The 14681-nt window shown below is 43.1% G+C and carries 16 protein-coding genes and 1 riboswitch; of the genes, 7 read left to right on the forward strand and 9 right to left on the reverse strand.

Annotated features, from left to right (window positions below; all coding sequences use genetic code 11):
• Nucleotides 1–32: 32 nt before the first annotated feature.
• Complete coding sequence (gene metE, locus BLR84_RS07980) at nt 33–2339, reverse strand: 5-methyltetrahydropteroyltriglutamate--homocysteine S-methyltransferase (RefSeq protein ID WP_090467654.1); 2307 nt, start codon at nt 2337–2339, stop codon at nt 33–35.
• A 166-nt stretch (nt 2340–2505) separates the two neighbouring features.
• A riboswitch (cobalamin riboswitch) is annotated at nt 2506–2708 on the reverse strand.
• A gap of 176 nt (nt 2709–2884) precedes the next feature.
• On the opposite strand from metE, the gene BLR84_RS07985 reads away from it, so the two are divergent.
• Both BLR84_RS07985 and BLR84_RS07990 read left to right on the forward strand, forming a co-directional pair.
• Nucleotides 2885–4228 (forward strand): hypothetical protein, encoded by a 1344-nt coding sequence (locus tag BLR84_RS07985; RefSeq protein ID WP_090466696.1) that lies wholly within the window; start codon nt 2885–2887, stop codon nt 4226–4228.
• 32 nt (nt 4229–4260) lie between these two features.
• Nucleotides 4261–4560 (forward strand): 2Fe-2S iron-sulfur cluster binding domain-containing protein, encoded by a 300-nt coding sequence (locus BLR84_RS07990; RefSeq protein ID WP_143013862.1) that lies wholly within the window; start codon nt 4261–4263, stop codon nt 4558–4560.
• A gap of 15 nt (nt 4561–4575) precedes the next feature.
• Here BLR84_RS07990 and BLR84_RS07995 read toward each other — a convergent pair whose 3' ends face one another.
• Together BLR84_RS07995 and BLR84_RS08000 are read right to left on the reverse strand one after the other, a co-directional pair.
• Nucleotides 4576–5184 (reverse strand): TetR/AcrR family transcriptional regulator, encoded by a 609-nt coding sequence (locus BLR84_RS07995; RefSeq protein ID WP_090466700.1) that lies wholly within the window; start codon nt 5182–5184, stop codon nt 4576–4578.
• Nucleotides 5185–5245: 61 nt separating this feature from the next.
• Entirely contained in the window at nt 5246–6793 is a 1548-nt protein-coding gene (locus BLR84_RS08000; RefSeq protein ID WP_090466701.1) for a DHA2 family efflux MFS transporter permease subunit, read from the reverse strand.
• A gap of 173 nt (nt 6794–6966) precedes the next feature.
• On the opposite strand from BLR84_RS08000, the gene BLR84_RS08005 reads away from it, so the two are divergent.
• The gene (locus BLR84_RS08005) at nt 6967–7482 is read left to right on the forward strand and encodes a hypothetical protein (RefSeq protein WP_090466703.1); all 516 of its coding nucleotides are present in this window, start codon (nt 6967–6969) and stop codon (nt 7480–7482) included.
• 59 nt (nt 7483–7541) lie between these two features.
• On the opposite strand, the gene BLR84_RS08010 is transcribed toward BLR84_RS08005, so the two are convergent.
• From BLR84_RS08010 to BLR84_RS08035, 6 genes are all read right to left on the reverse strand, one after another.
• Nucleotides 7542–8123, reverse strand: coding sequence for a YdeI/OmpD-associated family protein (locus BLR84_RS08010; protein ID WP_090466704.1), 582 nt, complete (start codon nt 8121–8123; stop codon nt 7542–7544).
• A 26-nt stretch (nt 8124–8149) separates the two neighbouring features.
• Nucleotides 8150–8716 carry a DUF4256 domain-containing protein gene (locus BLR84_RS08015; RefSeq protein ID WP_090466706.1) on the reverse strand — a complete coding sequence of 189 codons (567 nt, stop codon included), beginning with the start codon at nt 8714–8716 and terminating at the stop codon, nt 8150–8152.
• A gap of 60 nt (nt 8717–8776) precedes the next feature.
• The gene (locus BLR84_RS08020) at nt 8777–9109 is read right to left on the reverse strand and encodes an Imm32 family immunity protein (protein ID WP_090466708.1); all 333 of its coding nucleotides are present in this window, start codon (nt 9107–9109) and stop codon (nt 8777–8779) included.
• A 62-nt stretch (nt 9110–9171) separates the two neighbouring features.
• On the reverse strand, nt 9172–9552 hold the full coding sequence (locus tag BLR84_RS08025; protein ID WP_090466710.1) for a DoxX family protein: 381 nt from the start codon (nt 9550–9552) through the stop codon (nt 9172–9174).
• 7 nt (nt 9553–9559) lie between these two features.
• Entirely contained in the window at nt 9560–10027 is a 468-nt protein-coding gene (locus tag BLR84_RS08030; protein WP_090466712.1) for an SRPBCC family protein, read from the reverse strand.
• 6 nt (nt 10028–10033) lie between these two features.
• Entirely contained in the window at nt 10034–10357 is a 324-nt protein-coding gene (locus tag BLR84_RS08035; RefSeq protein ID WP_090466716.1) for an ArsR/SmtB family transcription factor, read from the reverse strand.
• A 498-nt stretch (nt 10358–10855) separates the two neighbouring features.
• Between BLR84_RS08035 and BLR84_RS08040 the strand changes: the two genes are divergently transcribed.
• From BLR84_RS08040 to BLR84_RS08055, 4 genes are all read left to right on the forward strand, one after another.
• Nucleotides 10856–11194 (forward strand): YciI family protein, encoded by a 339-nt coding sequence (locus BLR84_RS08040; protein ID WP_176851993.1) that lies wholly within the window; start codon nt 10856–10858, stop codon nt 11192–11194.
• 104 nt (nt 11195–11298) lie between these two features.
• Nucleotides 11299–12189: a helix-turn-helix domain-containing protein gene (locus tag BLR84_RS08045; RefSeq protein ID WP_090466720.1), complete on the forward strand. Its 891-nt coding sequence runs from the start codon at nt 11299–11301 to the stop codon at nt 12187–12189.
• A 91-nt stretch (nt 12190–12280) separates the two neighbouring features.
• Nucleotides 12281–13321: an NAD(P)-dependent alcohol dehydrogenase gene (locus BLR84_RS08050; RefSeq protein WP_090466722.1), complete on the forward strand. Its 1041-nt coding sequence runs from the start codon at nt 12281–12283 to the stop codon at nt 13319–13321.
• Nucleotides 13322–13818: 497 nt separating this feature from the next.
• Nucleotides 13819–14634, forward strand: coding sequence for a helix-turn-helix domain-containing protein (locus BLR84_RS08055; protein ID WP_090466724.1), 816 nt, complete (start codon nt 13819–13821; stop codon nt 14632–14634).
• Nucleotides 14635–14681: the final 47 nt, after the last annotated feature.

Below are 14681 nucleotides of genomic sequence, written 5' to 3' on the forward strand. Positions count from 1 at the left end.
GCAATTATACGGAAATTGCCTGTTTTTCATGGTCAGGAAACTGTTGTTTCTACAACTAACTGACGAAGTTGTTTTGCAGCCTGTACCATATTCACCAGTGCGGTCTGTGTTTCGGGCCATTTCCGGGTCTTTAAACCACAATCGGGGTTAACCCATAAATTGCCTGCAGGCAGCAATGTCGATGCTTTTTCGAGCAGTGCCGCCATCTCATCAACCGTGGGCACACGTGGCGAATGGATATCATAAACGCCAGGGCCAATTTCATTGGGATATTTAAAATCGGCAAAGGCGTTAAGCAATTCCATTTGTGAGCGCGAGGTTTCTATGGTGATCACATCGGCGTCCATATCGGCTATGTTTCCAATGATGTCATTAAATTCGCTATAGCACATGTGGGTGTGGATCTGTGTTTCGTCCTTTACCCCGCTGGCCGATATCCGAAAGGCCCGCACCGCCCAGTTCAGGTAGCTTTCCCAATCTTTTTTGCGTAATGGCAAACCTTCGCGTATGGCGGGCTCATCTATCTGGATCACTTTGATCCCTGCTTTTTCCAGTGCTACTACCTCATCACGGATGGCCAGTGCTATCTGGTAAGTGGTTTCGGAGCGGGGCTGGTCATCGCGCACAAACGACCATTGCAGTATGGTAACCGGGCCGGTAAGCATTCCTTTCATCAATCTATCGGTATTGGCCTGCGCAAAGCTGCTCCAACGCACCGTCATATCTGCCGGGCGACTTACATCGCCATAAATAACCGGTGGTTTAACACAGCGGCTGCCATAGCTTTGTACCCAGCCGTTTTTGGTAAACAGGAAACCATCCAAACGTTCACCAAAGTACTCTACCATGTCGTTACGTTCAAATTCACCGTGCACTAATACATCTAAATCGATCTCTTCCTGCCAGCGAATAGCTTCGATAGTGGCCTTTTCTATTTGTTCGTCGTATTGGGCTTCGGTTAGCTCACCTTTTTTGAGGCGTGCACGCAGCGTGCGTATATCATTGGTTTGAGGGAATGAGCCTATGGTAGTTGTAGGGTACAGAGGTAATTTAAAACGCTGCTGCTGTATTTTTTGACGAGCACTGAATGGATTGTCCCGGCGCGCGTCCGCATCAGTGATAGCGGCTGTGCGTTGCTTGATCTCCTGTTTATGGATCAGTTTTGACAGGTTTCGACTGCTGATAGCCTGAATGTTGGCCTGCAGCAGATCGTTATTACCATCGATGATCTGAGCCAATTCGTTAACTTCGTTCAGTTTCTGTTTGGCAAAGGCCATCCAGTTTTTGATCTCGGTATTGATAGTCGTTTCCAGATCAAGATCAAAGGGCGTATGCAGCAGGGAGCAGCTCGGGGCTATGATCACCCTATCCTTACCCAATACAGCAATAGCCTTTTTGATGTGTGATATGGATTTGATGTAATCGTTTTTCCAGATATTGCGGCCGTCGATGACGCCTAACGACAGGCTCAGCTTTTCGGGCAGCAGGGTAAGCACCTCGTCCAGTTGTTGCGGGGCACGCACCAGGTCGATATGCAGGGCACTCACCGGCAGATTTACCGCCAGCTGGGTATTATCCTTCAGGCTTTCAAAATAAGTGGTGAGCAGTACTTTGATACCCGGAGTGTTTTTGCTGATCTCGGCATAGGCATACACAAAGGCTTCTTTTTCGGCCTGGGTCAAATCAAGCGACAGGAAAGGCTCATCCAGTTGTACCCAAACAGCACCGTATTCTTTCAGTCGCTTCAGCACTTCGATATAAACCGGCACCAGTTTTTTGATCAGATCGATCTTGTTAAAGCCAGCTTGTTTCTCTTTACCCAGCAACAGATAGCTTACCGGGCCTATCAATACCGGCTTAGGTGTATTACCAGTATGCTGTTTGGCGAGCGTAAACTCATCAAACACTTTTTCAGAAAATAGCCTGAACTGTTGGTTCTGTACAAACTCGGGCACAATGTAGTGGTAATTGGTATCAAACCATTTGGTCATTTCCATGGCGGTTACATCCAGGCCGTCTTTTTGGTAACCACGAGCCATGGCAAAATACAGATCGATCTCGGTATTGGCTTTGTTTTGGGTTAAAACAGGCGTATAACGCTCAGGGATAACGCCTAACATCAACGAGGTATCCAATACCTGGTCATAAAAGCTAAAATCGTTACAGGGGATCAGGTCGATACCTGCATCAACCTGGGTTTGCCAATTACTGATGCGGAGCTTACGGGCAACGGCAAACAGCTCGTCGCGGGTAAATTGGCCCGCCCAGTACGCCTCATTGGCCTTTTTAAGTTCACGGAGGGCACCTACACGAGGATACCCGAGATTGTTTTTGAGCATACGCATAAAACTTTTTTGGTTAAACATTAAATTGAATTAATGCTCCTTACGGTTTTCGGTATGCTTTCGGGAAATGGTAATAAAAGGCAAAAGCATAACCTACAGGCACATGATTGCCTATAGTGCTATTCTTTTTCTTTGACTACTGCTTCAAAACGCGAAAGCATTGTCTTTTATACAATGGGGCAAGTATCCTGGCTCGTAACATTGCTGCCATCCTTCTCATCCCGATGAGTCGGGACAATGGACCTGGTAAAAGGCATCAATTTTTTATAGTTACTTACAGTTGCGCGACAGCCCGTGATTTGCACACGGTTCCTTATTAATCCCTGCCTGGTAAGGCAGGAAACCACACTGCTGAAAAAAAGTAAAGAACTTTATTACCACAAATATAGGCTTTAATGCAACACGATAGTAGAAAACAAGGTCGGGCTTGCAGGAAATTGCCCTAGGACAAGTTTTAATTTAAGTATGCCTATATTATATTCACGCCAGCTAAAATAATTTATCGAACATCATCGTTATCCGAATATAAACCAAACCTTATGCGTATACGTCTTACTTTTATTTTCCTGTTTTTAATTGCCACTACTGGCATAGCCTCTGCCCAGGTTAATGTTTCCATCAATAATATAGCTAAAATTCACATGGTCGACGGAGCCAGTTACCTCGGCGCCTTTTTCCGTAATGATTATGACCTGATACTCCGGAACGGGCAGTGGGAAAGCTACCAGGTACGCGAACAATATCAACGAATGAATCCCAGAGTACGCGACCCTAAAAAAATGATAGAACATAGGGATAGTATAGAACACCGCTTTATAAAAACCATCCCACAGGATTCCATCAATTTATTGCTGCAAGCCATCAGCAAAATCAAACCCAGGTTGAATCCCGTCGACCTGCATCTATCCATCCCCAAGCTCACCCATCAGATTGATACCGCCTACCTGAAAGGGATGGATGCTAAACGTGTACGATTATTTAATTCTTTTTTTGATACCCCGGCAAAGCTTTACCATTTGCTGGATACCATACAGCATGATTTCTGGACAGATGACTATCCCTACTCGGTTATGGAGATCGTGAAAAAACAAGGCGATACAGTTAAGGTAATCACTACCGCGCAAACGCAATATATGATGCCGTGGCGGGTAAACGATGTGCCTACCTATGATTTAAACATCAACAAATTCTTTATAAACGCCACAGGTGTTATACATCACCGTATAGCAGGCGAACGCATCAATTACAGTATTTATGACCATGTAGATTATTTATATGCCCGCGACGCCTTCGAGCGCCTGCGCTGGCAAGAGCTTGAGCCTGAAAACTTCAAATATATTCAGCAGCATTTTAATATTGTTAAAGCTGTAAATTACAATAATGATAGTTCACAATATTTTTTTAGTCCCAAAAAGCTGAATAAACACATTATTATTGCCGGAATATTAAAAATCAACAAAAAGAACCAGCTAAAGGCGTTAACCCAATTTGCCGAAGATACACTCGCCTCTTTCTTAAAAACCCACGCATTTATGATAGATAGCTGCATAGCAAAACCTGGATGTACTATCACTTTTATTAATAGCAACGGACAAGCTCTTCATGGCTATTACAGTTGGAACAATCAGAAAGCCGAAGATTATTTAAAAAAACTCAACCGCCAGCAAATGTGGTGGTTTGAAATTGATGCAGGTGAAAGAATAAAGGACTATTGGACAAAACTTCCCGACGGAAATTTTGCGCTTACATCATACATTGATGATTATGCTGTGGGCATATTACCCAAATACATCAAAAAGGATGGCGTGAAAATGGCAAAATTTGTTTTCATGATATTTTCGCCCGATGGAAAACTGATTTATGATGGTTCGGGCATTAAGTAATACTATCAGGTGTAAAACAACGGCAACGTTTTATGATATTTACGTTTCAAATGCCAACAGCCGAAAACATCATCCTATTCAAAATAGTTTATCAGGGTCAGGTAACTGAAATACGCACTTATCCTAATCAATACTATAGTTTGATGACGCTGATTTCTGATCAGCTGGCTATACCCGGTTTTGGTTTATGCAGTGGTATGGGCAGCTGTGGCAGCTGCCTGGTACAGATCAGTAACGGTTATCATCAAGGTACAAAAAACGTGTTGGCCTGCGCTGTTAGCGTTAATGATGAACTGGCCGGTGCAGTGGTTACCGTACCGAAACAGTTTTGAATCTTATATACCCGATCAGCCCTTGATGATCAGCTTCATCCAAAGCGGGATGAGTTTTTTGCGCTCCTGCATCAGTTCAAAAAACTCTCCGGAGGTAAAATAACCAGAATGTAGCATCTGCGGGCGGCTCAGGAATGGCGACATGATCATGCCGGTGATATTCCACAGCAGATTAACCGGGTGAAAATTAATGTCGCCATTCGTTTTCAGCTCACGGAGCTGCCGGGCAAAATGCGAGGTAACCAGCAGCTTCATAGTATTGATCATGGGTAATTTGGTTAAGCCGCCCATTACTTCGCTCACCATAAAAAAGATAAAGTCGGGATTTTCCAATACCTGGTCAATGTAGTAACCCACACAAAGTTCTATTTTTTCGGTAACGCTGGTGCCTTCATCATTCAGTACCGGTTCTATCTTGTCGAAAAGCTTTTTGATGGTTTCGTCCATAATAAAGGCAAAAAGATTTTCTTTACTACGGAAGTAGTAATTAATAGATGCCACATTGATATCCGCTTCGGTAGCGATATCCCTGATAGTAGTAGCCAGGAAGCCTTTCTTAGTAAAAATCCTCCTGGCCGCGTCTTTTATTTTTTCTTCTGTTGATAGTTCAGTGGTTGCTGTCATTTTGGTGTTAATGGTGTAAAGCTAACTATTAGCCAACAAATTAGCAGCCACAATTAAACGCTTAATGCGAATCGGATACGGCTTTTTGTCCTTTCACAAATGGCGCTAAATAAACCATTGGAATGGCACATAGCATCACAATGCCCACTACCCAATAAGCATCATTATAACTTAAAAGCGTGCTTTGCTTTTGTACCGCGCCTTCGATAGCCCCATAAGCCATGCGTGTAGCATCGCTGATAGATTTGCCTTTGGCTATAAAAGCCTGTACATAACCATTAAACCTATCGTTATAAAAAGGGTTATAATTGTTAATATTCACCAGCAAGTTATTGCGGTGCACAGCCTGCCGTATGTGGATCATGGTATTTAAACCGGCTATACCAAATGAGCCGCCTAATTGCCGCATCATATTGTTTAAGCCGGTGCCCTGCCCTACTTCCTGCCCTTTTAGGCCGCCTATAGCCAGCGTAGTGAGCGGCACAAAAAGCAATGACAACCCAACACCACGGATAGCTAGTGGCCAGAAAAAATCGCCAATACCGGATGATAAGGTAGAGTGGCTCAACATGGCCGAGAACACAAAAAACAATAGCATCCCTATCGTCGCCATAAACTGGGCTGGTATGCCTTTATTGAGCATGATCCCCACAAAAGGCATCATCACTATAGTGAACATCCCACCCGGGAATAATATTTCGCCGGTTTGTTGTGCCGAAAAGCCTAATAGTCCCTGGCAAAATACCGGGAATACGAAAGTGGAACCATATAAGCCCACACCCAGAATAAAGGAGGTGACCATACCGGCCGAAAAACTCCGGTGCCGCATGATCTTGAAATTGATGATCGGGTATTCGGTACTGAGCTCGCGCCATATAAACAGCAGCAAGCCAAAAACAGCAGTTACAGTTAATACGGTGATGTAAGGTGTGGCAAACCAGTCTTCATCTTCTCCTTTTTCCAATATAGTTTGCAGGCTCCCTACGGCTACGGCCAACAAGCCTATGCCCCACCAGTCAATAGGTTTTCCTTTGCCGTCGCTCGGGGTGGCCCTCACAAACATATAGGTACAGGTGGCAGCCAGGGCGCCTACGGGTATATTCACATAAAATATCCAGCGCCAGGCGGCATGGTCGGTAATATAACCGCCAATAGTTGGACCAATAGTTGGACCAACTATGGCACCCAAACCAAATAAAGCGGTAGCCGTACCCACCTGGTTAGGCGGCCAGGTTTCCAATAGGATGGCTTGCGCTGTAGAGATAAGACCACCGCCAGCCAGGCCCTGTAATATCCTGAACATCACCAATTCGGACAGGCTGTGCGCGTTGCCGCATAAAAAAGAGGCTATGGTAAATACAATGATGGAGGTTAAAAAGTAGTTTTTACGTCCGAAGAAACTGCCCAGCCAGCCAGACATGGGCAGGATGATCACGTTGGCCACACTGTAGCCGGTAACTACCCAGGCGGCATCGGTAATGGTGGCGCCCAGGTTACCCTGTATCTGGGGGATGGAGACGTTAACGATAGTGGTGTCGATCAGTTCCAGCAATGATGCTGTGATAACTGTAATGGTAATGATCCATTTTTTGATGCCGGTTTCAGCCATTTGATTATTCCTAAAAAGTTAATGATAAAACTTCTCGACAAAATTAATCAAACGATTGATTAAAACATTTGTTTAAATTGCTTGTTTAGTTTATTTACACGGGGCTGACGGAAGAATAATTTTCCATTTTTGATAGTACATCCATTTTAATAGCTTTACTACAGCAAAGTATCATGCCCGCACTACATTTAGTTTATTGTGTTACTGATGATTATTCGGGACTTGAATTCCCGGTCATTACCAGCGTTTTCTTTATCATATTCACATCCGCCACCGTTGCTTACTATCGTAAAAAAGAAAATATACTAACTAAGCTCTTCGAACTGGCTTTCGAGGAAAATGCCTGGAATTCAGCCTTAATGGGTGCTGTATTTAGTGGTGTATTTTTATGTTTTGTGACATTTTTGTCTGTACCCCCACTCATAAGGGTAAGAAACATTTACAACGAAAATCAGCTCCAGTATATTGAAGGCAGAGTGACCGAATACAGCCCTATGCCTTATGCCGGACATGAAAACGAATACTTTGAAGTTAAAGGAGTGAAGTTTTGGTTCTCCGATTATGACGAAGGCGGCCATTATAATAATGCCGCGTCGCATGGCGGAGTAATTAAGCCAGGCTTGTATGTAAGGATAGGTTATTACTACACAGGATTTCAGAATGATATTTTAAAACTCGAGACGGAGTGACAAAAGATATTTTATTCATAAAATCCAGAACAAAAAATGGGGAAATAAACATTTAGTAATCACACATCATTCAACCCTTTCCCGCTGAGTATTTGCAGCATATATTTTTCGACCCTTGCCTCCCGGGTTTTGGATTGCGTGGGTTTAGAAAAATGGAGAATGTAGGCTCTTTGCCGTCCCGGCGTTAATGTCTCAAAAGCGGTTTTCAAGGCTGGGATCCTATCCAGTTTACTTTGAAATTCTTCCGGGACAGGGAATTCCTCCGTCTTTTTCAATTCCACCTTTAAACCAGCTTTTTCCACTTCAACAGCTTCATAAATATAGGCTTTCAGGATGGGCTTTTGTTCTACTATTTCCAGAACATGGGTGAACCGGATCTGGCGCGCCGCTTGTACATTCTCCGATTGCCGGATCAGGAGGCCATCGGCATTATTTAACAAAGCCCCTTTAAAAAACAATAACGCGCAGTACTCTTTAAATACATGTATTAAAACGATGTTGCTTTCTTGAAAGGTATAACAAGGGCAGCCCCACTTCAATTCTTCGCTGAGTCTGCAGTCAAGAACAATCATTCTCAATTGCTCCAGTTCTTCCTGCCACTTTTGGGCCTTGTTAAAATAAAAATCAACTTTAGGATTCATGTTCTTCTTTTTAACTGCGCACAAAATCAAACCCTTAGTGAGCCCCGGAAACCCCTGGCGGCATAGTAAGATTCTGCACCGTTATGGTATACAAAAACGGTATCGTACCGGCGATCACAAAATATCGCCCCACCCAATTTCCGGATATCAGCAGGTGTTTTTACCCAGCAGGATGTCTTGGTATCAAACTTTCCCAATTGCTGTAGTTCCCGGTATTGTTCTTCCGTTAACAATTCAATACCCATATCCCGTGCCATCTCCACGGCACTGTTTTCGGGTTTATGTTCTTTCCGGGCCTCCAGCGCTTCATGGTCATAACAAATACTCCGGCGGCCTTTAGGGCTTTCGGCCGAACAATCATAAAAAATGTATTCGCCCGTCTTTTTATCATGCCCAACAACATCCGGTTCACCACCGGTTATTTCCATTTCATCAAGCACCCATAGTTTTTCAGCATTGGTTTCCAGCTTCGCCTGTACTTTAGCCCATTCCATACCTTTGTGGCGGTTCCTGTTTTTCTCAAAACGGCTTTTTAATGTATTGATCAATTCGTCACACTGTTCTGGTGACAATTGTTTTTTATTACTCTTCATGTTGTTTTGTATTTTATGTTTTGCAAGTTTTCTTGACTTAAAACATTTCAATTAGCTAGGTCAATGTTCATTATTTTTCTCAATGTATCGACTATAAAAAACATTTGTCCCTTTTGCATCAATTCTACCTACAATTACTTCGGCAGAACTTTTACTTATGTCCAAATTCGGTCGTAAATGAATATGTTCTCTCGCTCCAATTGGAAGGTCTTTTACAGAATCTTGATTTAAGTCTGCTATTCTTATTAAAAGCTTCGCAAAAGATTTCAGACCTTCGGGGTCACCGTGAATTAATACGTCTTGCCATTTCACTTTTTCACCTTCAAACTCATCTTCATTATCTACAACAAAAATGTCCAAATGCCCTGTAATTTCTGATTTATATTTCTCCATTGTTAAATTTCATATTTCAAACGCCCGTTTCCTCATTCTCTTCCTGTCACTTTTAGAATTTATTAATCAACAGAAATGATCTTTCTATCGGCTGGTCTCAAATACCAGGATAAAACAGCAAAAACGGCCAATATTAACGGAGCAATTATTTGTGCGGAGATGTCGTTGCTGGCAATATGCGAAATCACCGCGCCGCTCATCACAAAAAATATACCCGCGTATGCCCATTCCTTTAGCAATTTAAATCCGGGAATTAATATCGCTATTATACCTAACATTTTCCAGACGCCTATAATCGAAATAAAGTAAGTAGGATATCCCAAAGGCTTAAAACCCTTCACCACTCCTTCTGTCTGTAGAGCCTGTGCTAATCCACCCGAAAAAATGCAGAAGGATAATATTACCGTAATTATCCAATACCAAATCAGTTTTTTCTTTTCCATTTTTTAATTATTTTAATTGGTTTACAATGTTTTGCAAGCGGTTATGTGCCATATTGATGCCCTGGGCAAAAGGCAACTGTAGCATTTGATCACGGAGTGCGACCGATCTGTATACAACATGCATAGTGAGTTTGCTGGTGTCGCCGGTAAGTTGTTCAAATTCCAGGAACTCCAGCTGAACGTCAAAAGGTGCATTCTCCATTTCAAACGTCCGGGTGATCTTCTGATTCGGAACAAACTCATGGATTGTCCCATTGGCTTTAAAAACCACGTTTCCCTTGGCATCAGATGTTTCAAATTGATAACCGCCGTGCTTTTTATTGTCCAGTTTCAGCACTTTAGTCCCCATCCATTGCTCAACTAGCTCAGGCTCTTCATAGGCTTTAAAAAGTAGCTCCAGAGGTAAATCAAATTCCCTGGTGATCACTAAGTCATGCTGGCCGTTTTCGGCATGGATCTTTGTTTTTAGTTCCATCGTGTTTTATTTTTTGGATTGATAGTTTTTCATTATGGCTTCCAGTTTGTTAAATCTATCATCCCACATTTGGCGGAATGGTTCAATAAAGTCTGCTACATCTTTCATTTTTTGCGCGTTAATGTGATAGTAAATTTCCCTGCCGGTTTGTTTTTGTTCCAATAATTCGCACTCGGTAAGTATTTGTAAGTGTTTGGATACTGTTGGTCTGGCGGTATCAAAATTGGAGGCTATGGCTCCGGCTGTTAAGGCTTGCGAAGCAACCAGCAACAGTATGGCCCTTCGTGTCGGGTCGGCGATAGCCTGAAATACGTCTCGTCTTAAATTCATTGCGTAGTCATTTGACTACAAATATATATGTAGTTATTTAACTACGCAATATTTTTGAGATATTTTTTTTACGGATACGTTATAAACTGTAAATCTGGATGATTAGCAGAAGTCAGTATTTAGCTAAAAACTAATACTTTATGCAAACGGGATAGAGATCACCAACAGCAAGAGGAATTTTTGTGCAAATGTGCATGTCTTTACACATGCACATTTGCAGGTTTTAGATTAGCCCTTTTTAAAATATCTGTTTTTAATAAAGGACGTGAACAGGATACCCGCCACACTACAGGCAACCAATAGATAAACAATCAGGATGTGTTTTTGCATTTTGGTTTATAATTTTTCTAAATGTAACGGATGTGATACAAAAGATGCAAGTGTTTTGAAAAATAATCTTTTAACCCGATGGGATAAAAAGTCAGAAAAATGTCATTTGATGGTTTGTTTTATGTCATTATTCCTGATCATTTTATAATTGTAAAAATAAAATCCATCATGAAAAATTATATTGTACTATTCCGCGAACCGGATGGCCGCGTTGATGAACATCCGGCCGAAGCGATCAAAAAGCACCAGGAAAACTGGGCCGCCTGGTTTAACCAATGGGGAGCAGCTGGCAAACTGGCCGGAGGAAGCGGGCTAACCCTGGAAGGCCGCATTATCAAAGAAAACGGTAGCATCGTAACAGATATTCACCGGGTAGGCAGCGAGATAGTAGGCGGTTATCTGCTAATTAAAGCGGACAGCATTGATGAGGCAACACAGATAGCAGCCTCCTGCCCCATTTATGAGTTTGGTGGCTATGCCGAAGTACGCGAAATGCAAAACCAATAGCCGGTTTATCATACTTTAGGTAAAGTATTTGTTATAAAAGGCACTTCAATCCATCGGTATCCATCCATCAGTAACATTTTTCTTTGAAATGTTTAACTTTGGACATGGAAGCCATCGGTATAAAAAAAGCGATCACTAACGAATACCTGGAAAATTTAAGCAACGAACCCGGGCAGTTCAGGGTTGCACCCAGCTACGAGGGTTATTGCAACCTGGCTTCTTTTAATCGCCGTGATTTTTACAAGATCACGCTAACCCTGCATGGCAAAAGTCAGCTGATGTACGCCAACCGGGGTATTGAAATTGATAAACCCGCGCTGGTGTTCACCAATCCGATGGTTCCTTACTCCTGGGAAGGTGACCACGTAGGCCCCGATAGCTACTTCTGTGTATTTACGAATGAGTTTCTGCAAAACGGCAACCGCATGGAAAGCCTCGAAGAATCAAACCTGTTTAAGGCTGGCGGCGACCCGGTTTATTTTTTGACCGACGAACAGGCAAGCTATATAGGCAGCGTGTTTAAGCGCATGTTGCAGGAGTCTGAAACCGACTATATCTACAAATATGAGCTGATCCGTAACCAACTGAACCTCATTATACATGAGGCTATTAAAATGCAACCGGCAGTGGCTTTTTATAACCCGCAAAACGCGGCCTCGCGCATTGCGCAGTTGTTTTTGAAACTGCTCGAGAAACAATTCCCGGTTGATTCGCCGCAGTATACGCTGGTACTTAAAAAAGCCAGCGACTACGCCGACAAACTGGCTGTGCACGTAAACCACCTGAATGCTGCCGTGCGCGAGATCACCGGAAAATCAACTACCGCACACATTAATGACAGGATATTGAACGAGGCCAAATCATTATTAACGCACACCAACTGGAGCGTTGCCCAAATAGCCCGCAGCCTGGGTTTTGATTATGCATCGTACTTTAATAACTTTTTCAAGAAACACGCCGGGCTTACACCAATGGCCCTCCGCAAAACTCTTTGAAAAGTATAATTATTACTTTGAAACGTTTAACAGCTGTTCAAGCCGGCCGTTATAACTTTGCTTTAACGAAAACATAAAATCAACATTTATTATGATACAAGCAAAAGCGTATGCCGCCCAAACGCCTGAAACTGACCTGGCGCCATGGGGTTTTGAACGCCGTGAGGTTGGGCCTCATGATGTTCAGATAGAAATACTTTTCTGTGGTGTATGCCACTCCGATCTTCACCAGATTAAAAACGATTGGTTCCCGGGGATATTCCCGATGGTACCTGGCCACGAAATTGTGGGCAAAATTGTTAAAGTAGGTGATCATGTTAAAAAATTCAAGGTAGACGAGCTTGCCGGTGTTGGCTGTATGGTTGATTCATGCCAGGTTTGCGAAAACTGTAAAGACGGTTTGGAGCAATACTGCCTGGAAGGTAGCACCCAAACGTATAACAGCAACGACAGAAGCGGTGTACCTACCTACGGTGGTTACTCCAACACTATTGTGGTTCGTGAAGAATTTGTACTGCACGTGTCAGACAAATTGCCGCTTGCCGCAACAGCTCCGTTACTTTGCGCCGGTATTACTACCTACTCGCCATTACGCCACTGGAAGGTGGGCAAAGGTCACAAATTAGCTGTTTTAGGCTTAGGTGGTTTAGGCCACATGGGGGTTAAATTTGGTGCTGCCTTTGGTGCCGAAGTAACCGTACTCAGTACATCACCTTCAAAAGAGGTTGAGGCCAAAGCATTAGGGGCACATCATTTTGTGGTTACTTCCGACCCTGAGCATGTAAAAGCCGTTAGCGGATCCTTTGATTTTATCCTGGATACCGTTTCGGCCGAGCATGATATGAACCTGTACCTGTCGTTATTAAGAACAAACGGCACGCTGATTGGTGTAGGTGTACCATCACAACCTTACTCCATTCAGCCATTCTCCTTACTGGCTGGTCGTAAAAGCATGGCTGGTTCTGGTATAGGAGGCATTCCAGAAACTCAGGAAATGCTTGATTTTTGTGCCGAACACAATATCGTTTCTGATATTGAACTGATAGATATCAAAGACATCACCGCGTCATACGAGCGTATGCTGAAAGGCGACGTACGTTACCGCTTTGTAATTGATATGGCAACTTTGTAACATTAACTAAACTAAAACTAAAAGCGCCTTTCCGGTTTTCCGGAGGGCGCTTTTTTAATTATTGAATTAATGATTTAGTGAATTACTGATTTCTTCTTCCCCGTCAGCAGAACAGCTTCGGGCGAAAGCAGATAATTGCCTGAACCATGATTTATTGGATTTCGGGATTACCAGGATTTCTTTAATTGCAATCAGGTGATACCTGCAACCCAAAAAGTTTGTCATCCTGAGGAACGAAGGATCTTCTTCAACATATCTGTTCACAACAGATACTACCCTCCGTTTAGCATGACAAACGTGACTGGCCCTCCCGCGGCCAAGAGCGGGTCTGCGCCATACATACCTACGAATAGATCCTTCGCTCCGCTCAGGATGACAAACTTGAAAAAGATATTGGTTTGTAATGATGCGAATAACGTCCATAAAAAAGAGGATTATCGCATAAATATCTGATAAAGAATATACTTATATTTGTATATCACCTGCTTGAAACCATAATGAATTACCGTCAGTTATCACCGCCTGACTATCTAAAAAACCACATCCGCTTTTTCTGGACACTGGAAAGCGACGATTCGGCTGTGTTTACCCGTTCTTTCAGAACCATGGCCGAAGGCTGCCCGGGCCTGATCTTTCAATCGCCGGATAAGGGACCGATGTACCAGTTTGATAAAAAACTACCCCATATTTTCATCTACGGGCAATCAACCCGCCATGCCGATATCCAGTTTGGCGCCGTTTTTAGTACCATTGGTGTTTGTTTTTTCCCAAACGCCATCAAAGCCATATTCGGGTTTGATGCCTATGAACTTACCGACGATTGCACCTGCCTTGACCTGATAGCCCGCAAAGACGGCTTTTTATTATCAGAGCAGCTACTGGAGACTGAATCACTGGCCGACCGCATAGAGGTATTGTGCGCCTACCTGTTTTTTAAGCTCCAAAAAAATACCCGGTACGAAGATGAGACCATGCAATTTGCCATAACCCGTATTGTTCAATCCAAAGGAAATATCTCCCTCAAGGAGTTGCAGGATTATCTGCAACTTTCGGAGCGTAGTTTTGAACGCAGGTTTAAGCAATATGTAGGTATATCTCCCAAATTATACTCCAGGATCTCCCGGTTCCAGGCTGTGCTCAACCAGCTCCGCCTTGGCCAACATGACCGCCTTACCGACCTGGCCTATGAAAACGACTATGCCGATCAATCGCACTTTATACGCTCGTTCAAAGAGTTTGCCGGCTGTTCCCCCCTTCAATACCAAAAGCAATCCATGCAGCAAGTAGAGAATTTTTATGAGAAGGTAGTATAAGCATGCATGTTTGGAAGAATCAAAATAAAAATTAAATACAGGTTTGG

Origin of the sequence: Mucilaginibacter sp. OK268 (genome assembly GCF_900103125.1) — a bacterium.
In the GTDB taxonomy this organism is placed as follows: Bacteria; Bacteroidota; Bacteroidia; order Sphingobacteriales; family Sphingobacteriaceae; genus Mucilaginibacter.

Coding starts and splice junctions, on each gene's coding strand:
- metE (WP_090467654.1), bottom strand. CDS start 2,339: ATGCTCAAAAACAATCTCGGGTATCCTCGTGTAGGTGCCCTCCGTGAA.
- BLR84_RS07985 (WP_090466696.1), top strand. CDS start 2,885: ATGCGTATACGTCTTACTTTTATTTTCCTGTTTTTAATTGCCACTACT.
- BLR84_RS07990 (WP_143013862.1), top strand. CDS start 4,261: ATGATATTTACGTTTCAAATGCCAACAGCCGAAAACATCATCCTATTC.
- BLR84_RS07995 (WP_090466700.1), bottom strand. CDS start 5,184: ATGACAGCAACCACTGAACTATCAACAGAAGAAAAAATAAAAGACGCG.
- BLR84_RS08000 (WP_090466701.1), bottom strand. CDS start 6,793: ATGGCTGAAACCGGCATCAAAAAATGGATCATTACCATTACAGTTATC.
- BLR84_RS08005 (WP_090466703.1), top strand. CDS start 6,967: ATGCCCGCACTACATTTAGTTTATTGTGTTACTGATGATTATTCGGGA.
- BLR84_RS08010 (WP_090466704.1), bottom strand. CDS start 8,123: ATGAATCCTAAAGTTGATTTTTATTTTAACAAGGCCCAAAAGTGGCAG.
- BLR84_RS08015 (WP_090466706.1), bottom strand. CDS start 8,716: ATGAAGAGTAATAAAAAACAATTGTCACCAGAACAGTGTGACGAATTG.
- BLR84_RS08020 (WP_090466708.1), bottom strand. CDS start 9,109: ATGGAGAAATATAAATCAGAAATTACAGGGCATTTGGACATTTTTGTT.
- BLR84_RS08025 (WP_090466710.1), bottom strand. CDS start 9,552: ATGGAAAAGAAAAAACTGATTTGGTATTGGATAATTACGGTAATATTA.
- BLR84_RS08030 (WP_090466712.1), bottom strand. CDS start 10,027: ATGGAACTAAAAACAAAGATCCATGCCGAAAACGGCCAGCATGACTTA.
- BLR84_RS08035 (WP_090466716.1), bottom strand. CDS start 10,357: ATGAATTTAAGACGAGACGTATTTCAGGCTATCGCCGACCCGACACGA.
- BLR84_RS08040 (WP_176851993.1), top strand. CDS start 10,856: ATGAAAAATTATATTGTACTATTCCGCGAACCGGATGGCCGCGTTGAT.
- BLR84_RS08045 (WP_090466720.1), top strand. CDS start 11,299: ATGGAAGCCATCGGTATAAAAAAAGCGATCACTAACGAATACCTGGAA.
- BLR84_RS08050 (WP_090466722.1), top strand. CDS start 12,281: ATGATACAAGCAAAAGCGTATGCCGCCCAAACGCCTGAAACTGACCTG.
- BLR84_RS08055 (WP_090466724.1), top strand. CDS start 13,819: ATGAATTACCGTCAGTTATCACCGCCTGACTATCTAAAAAACCACATC.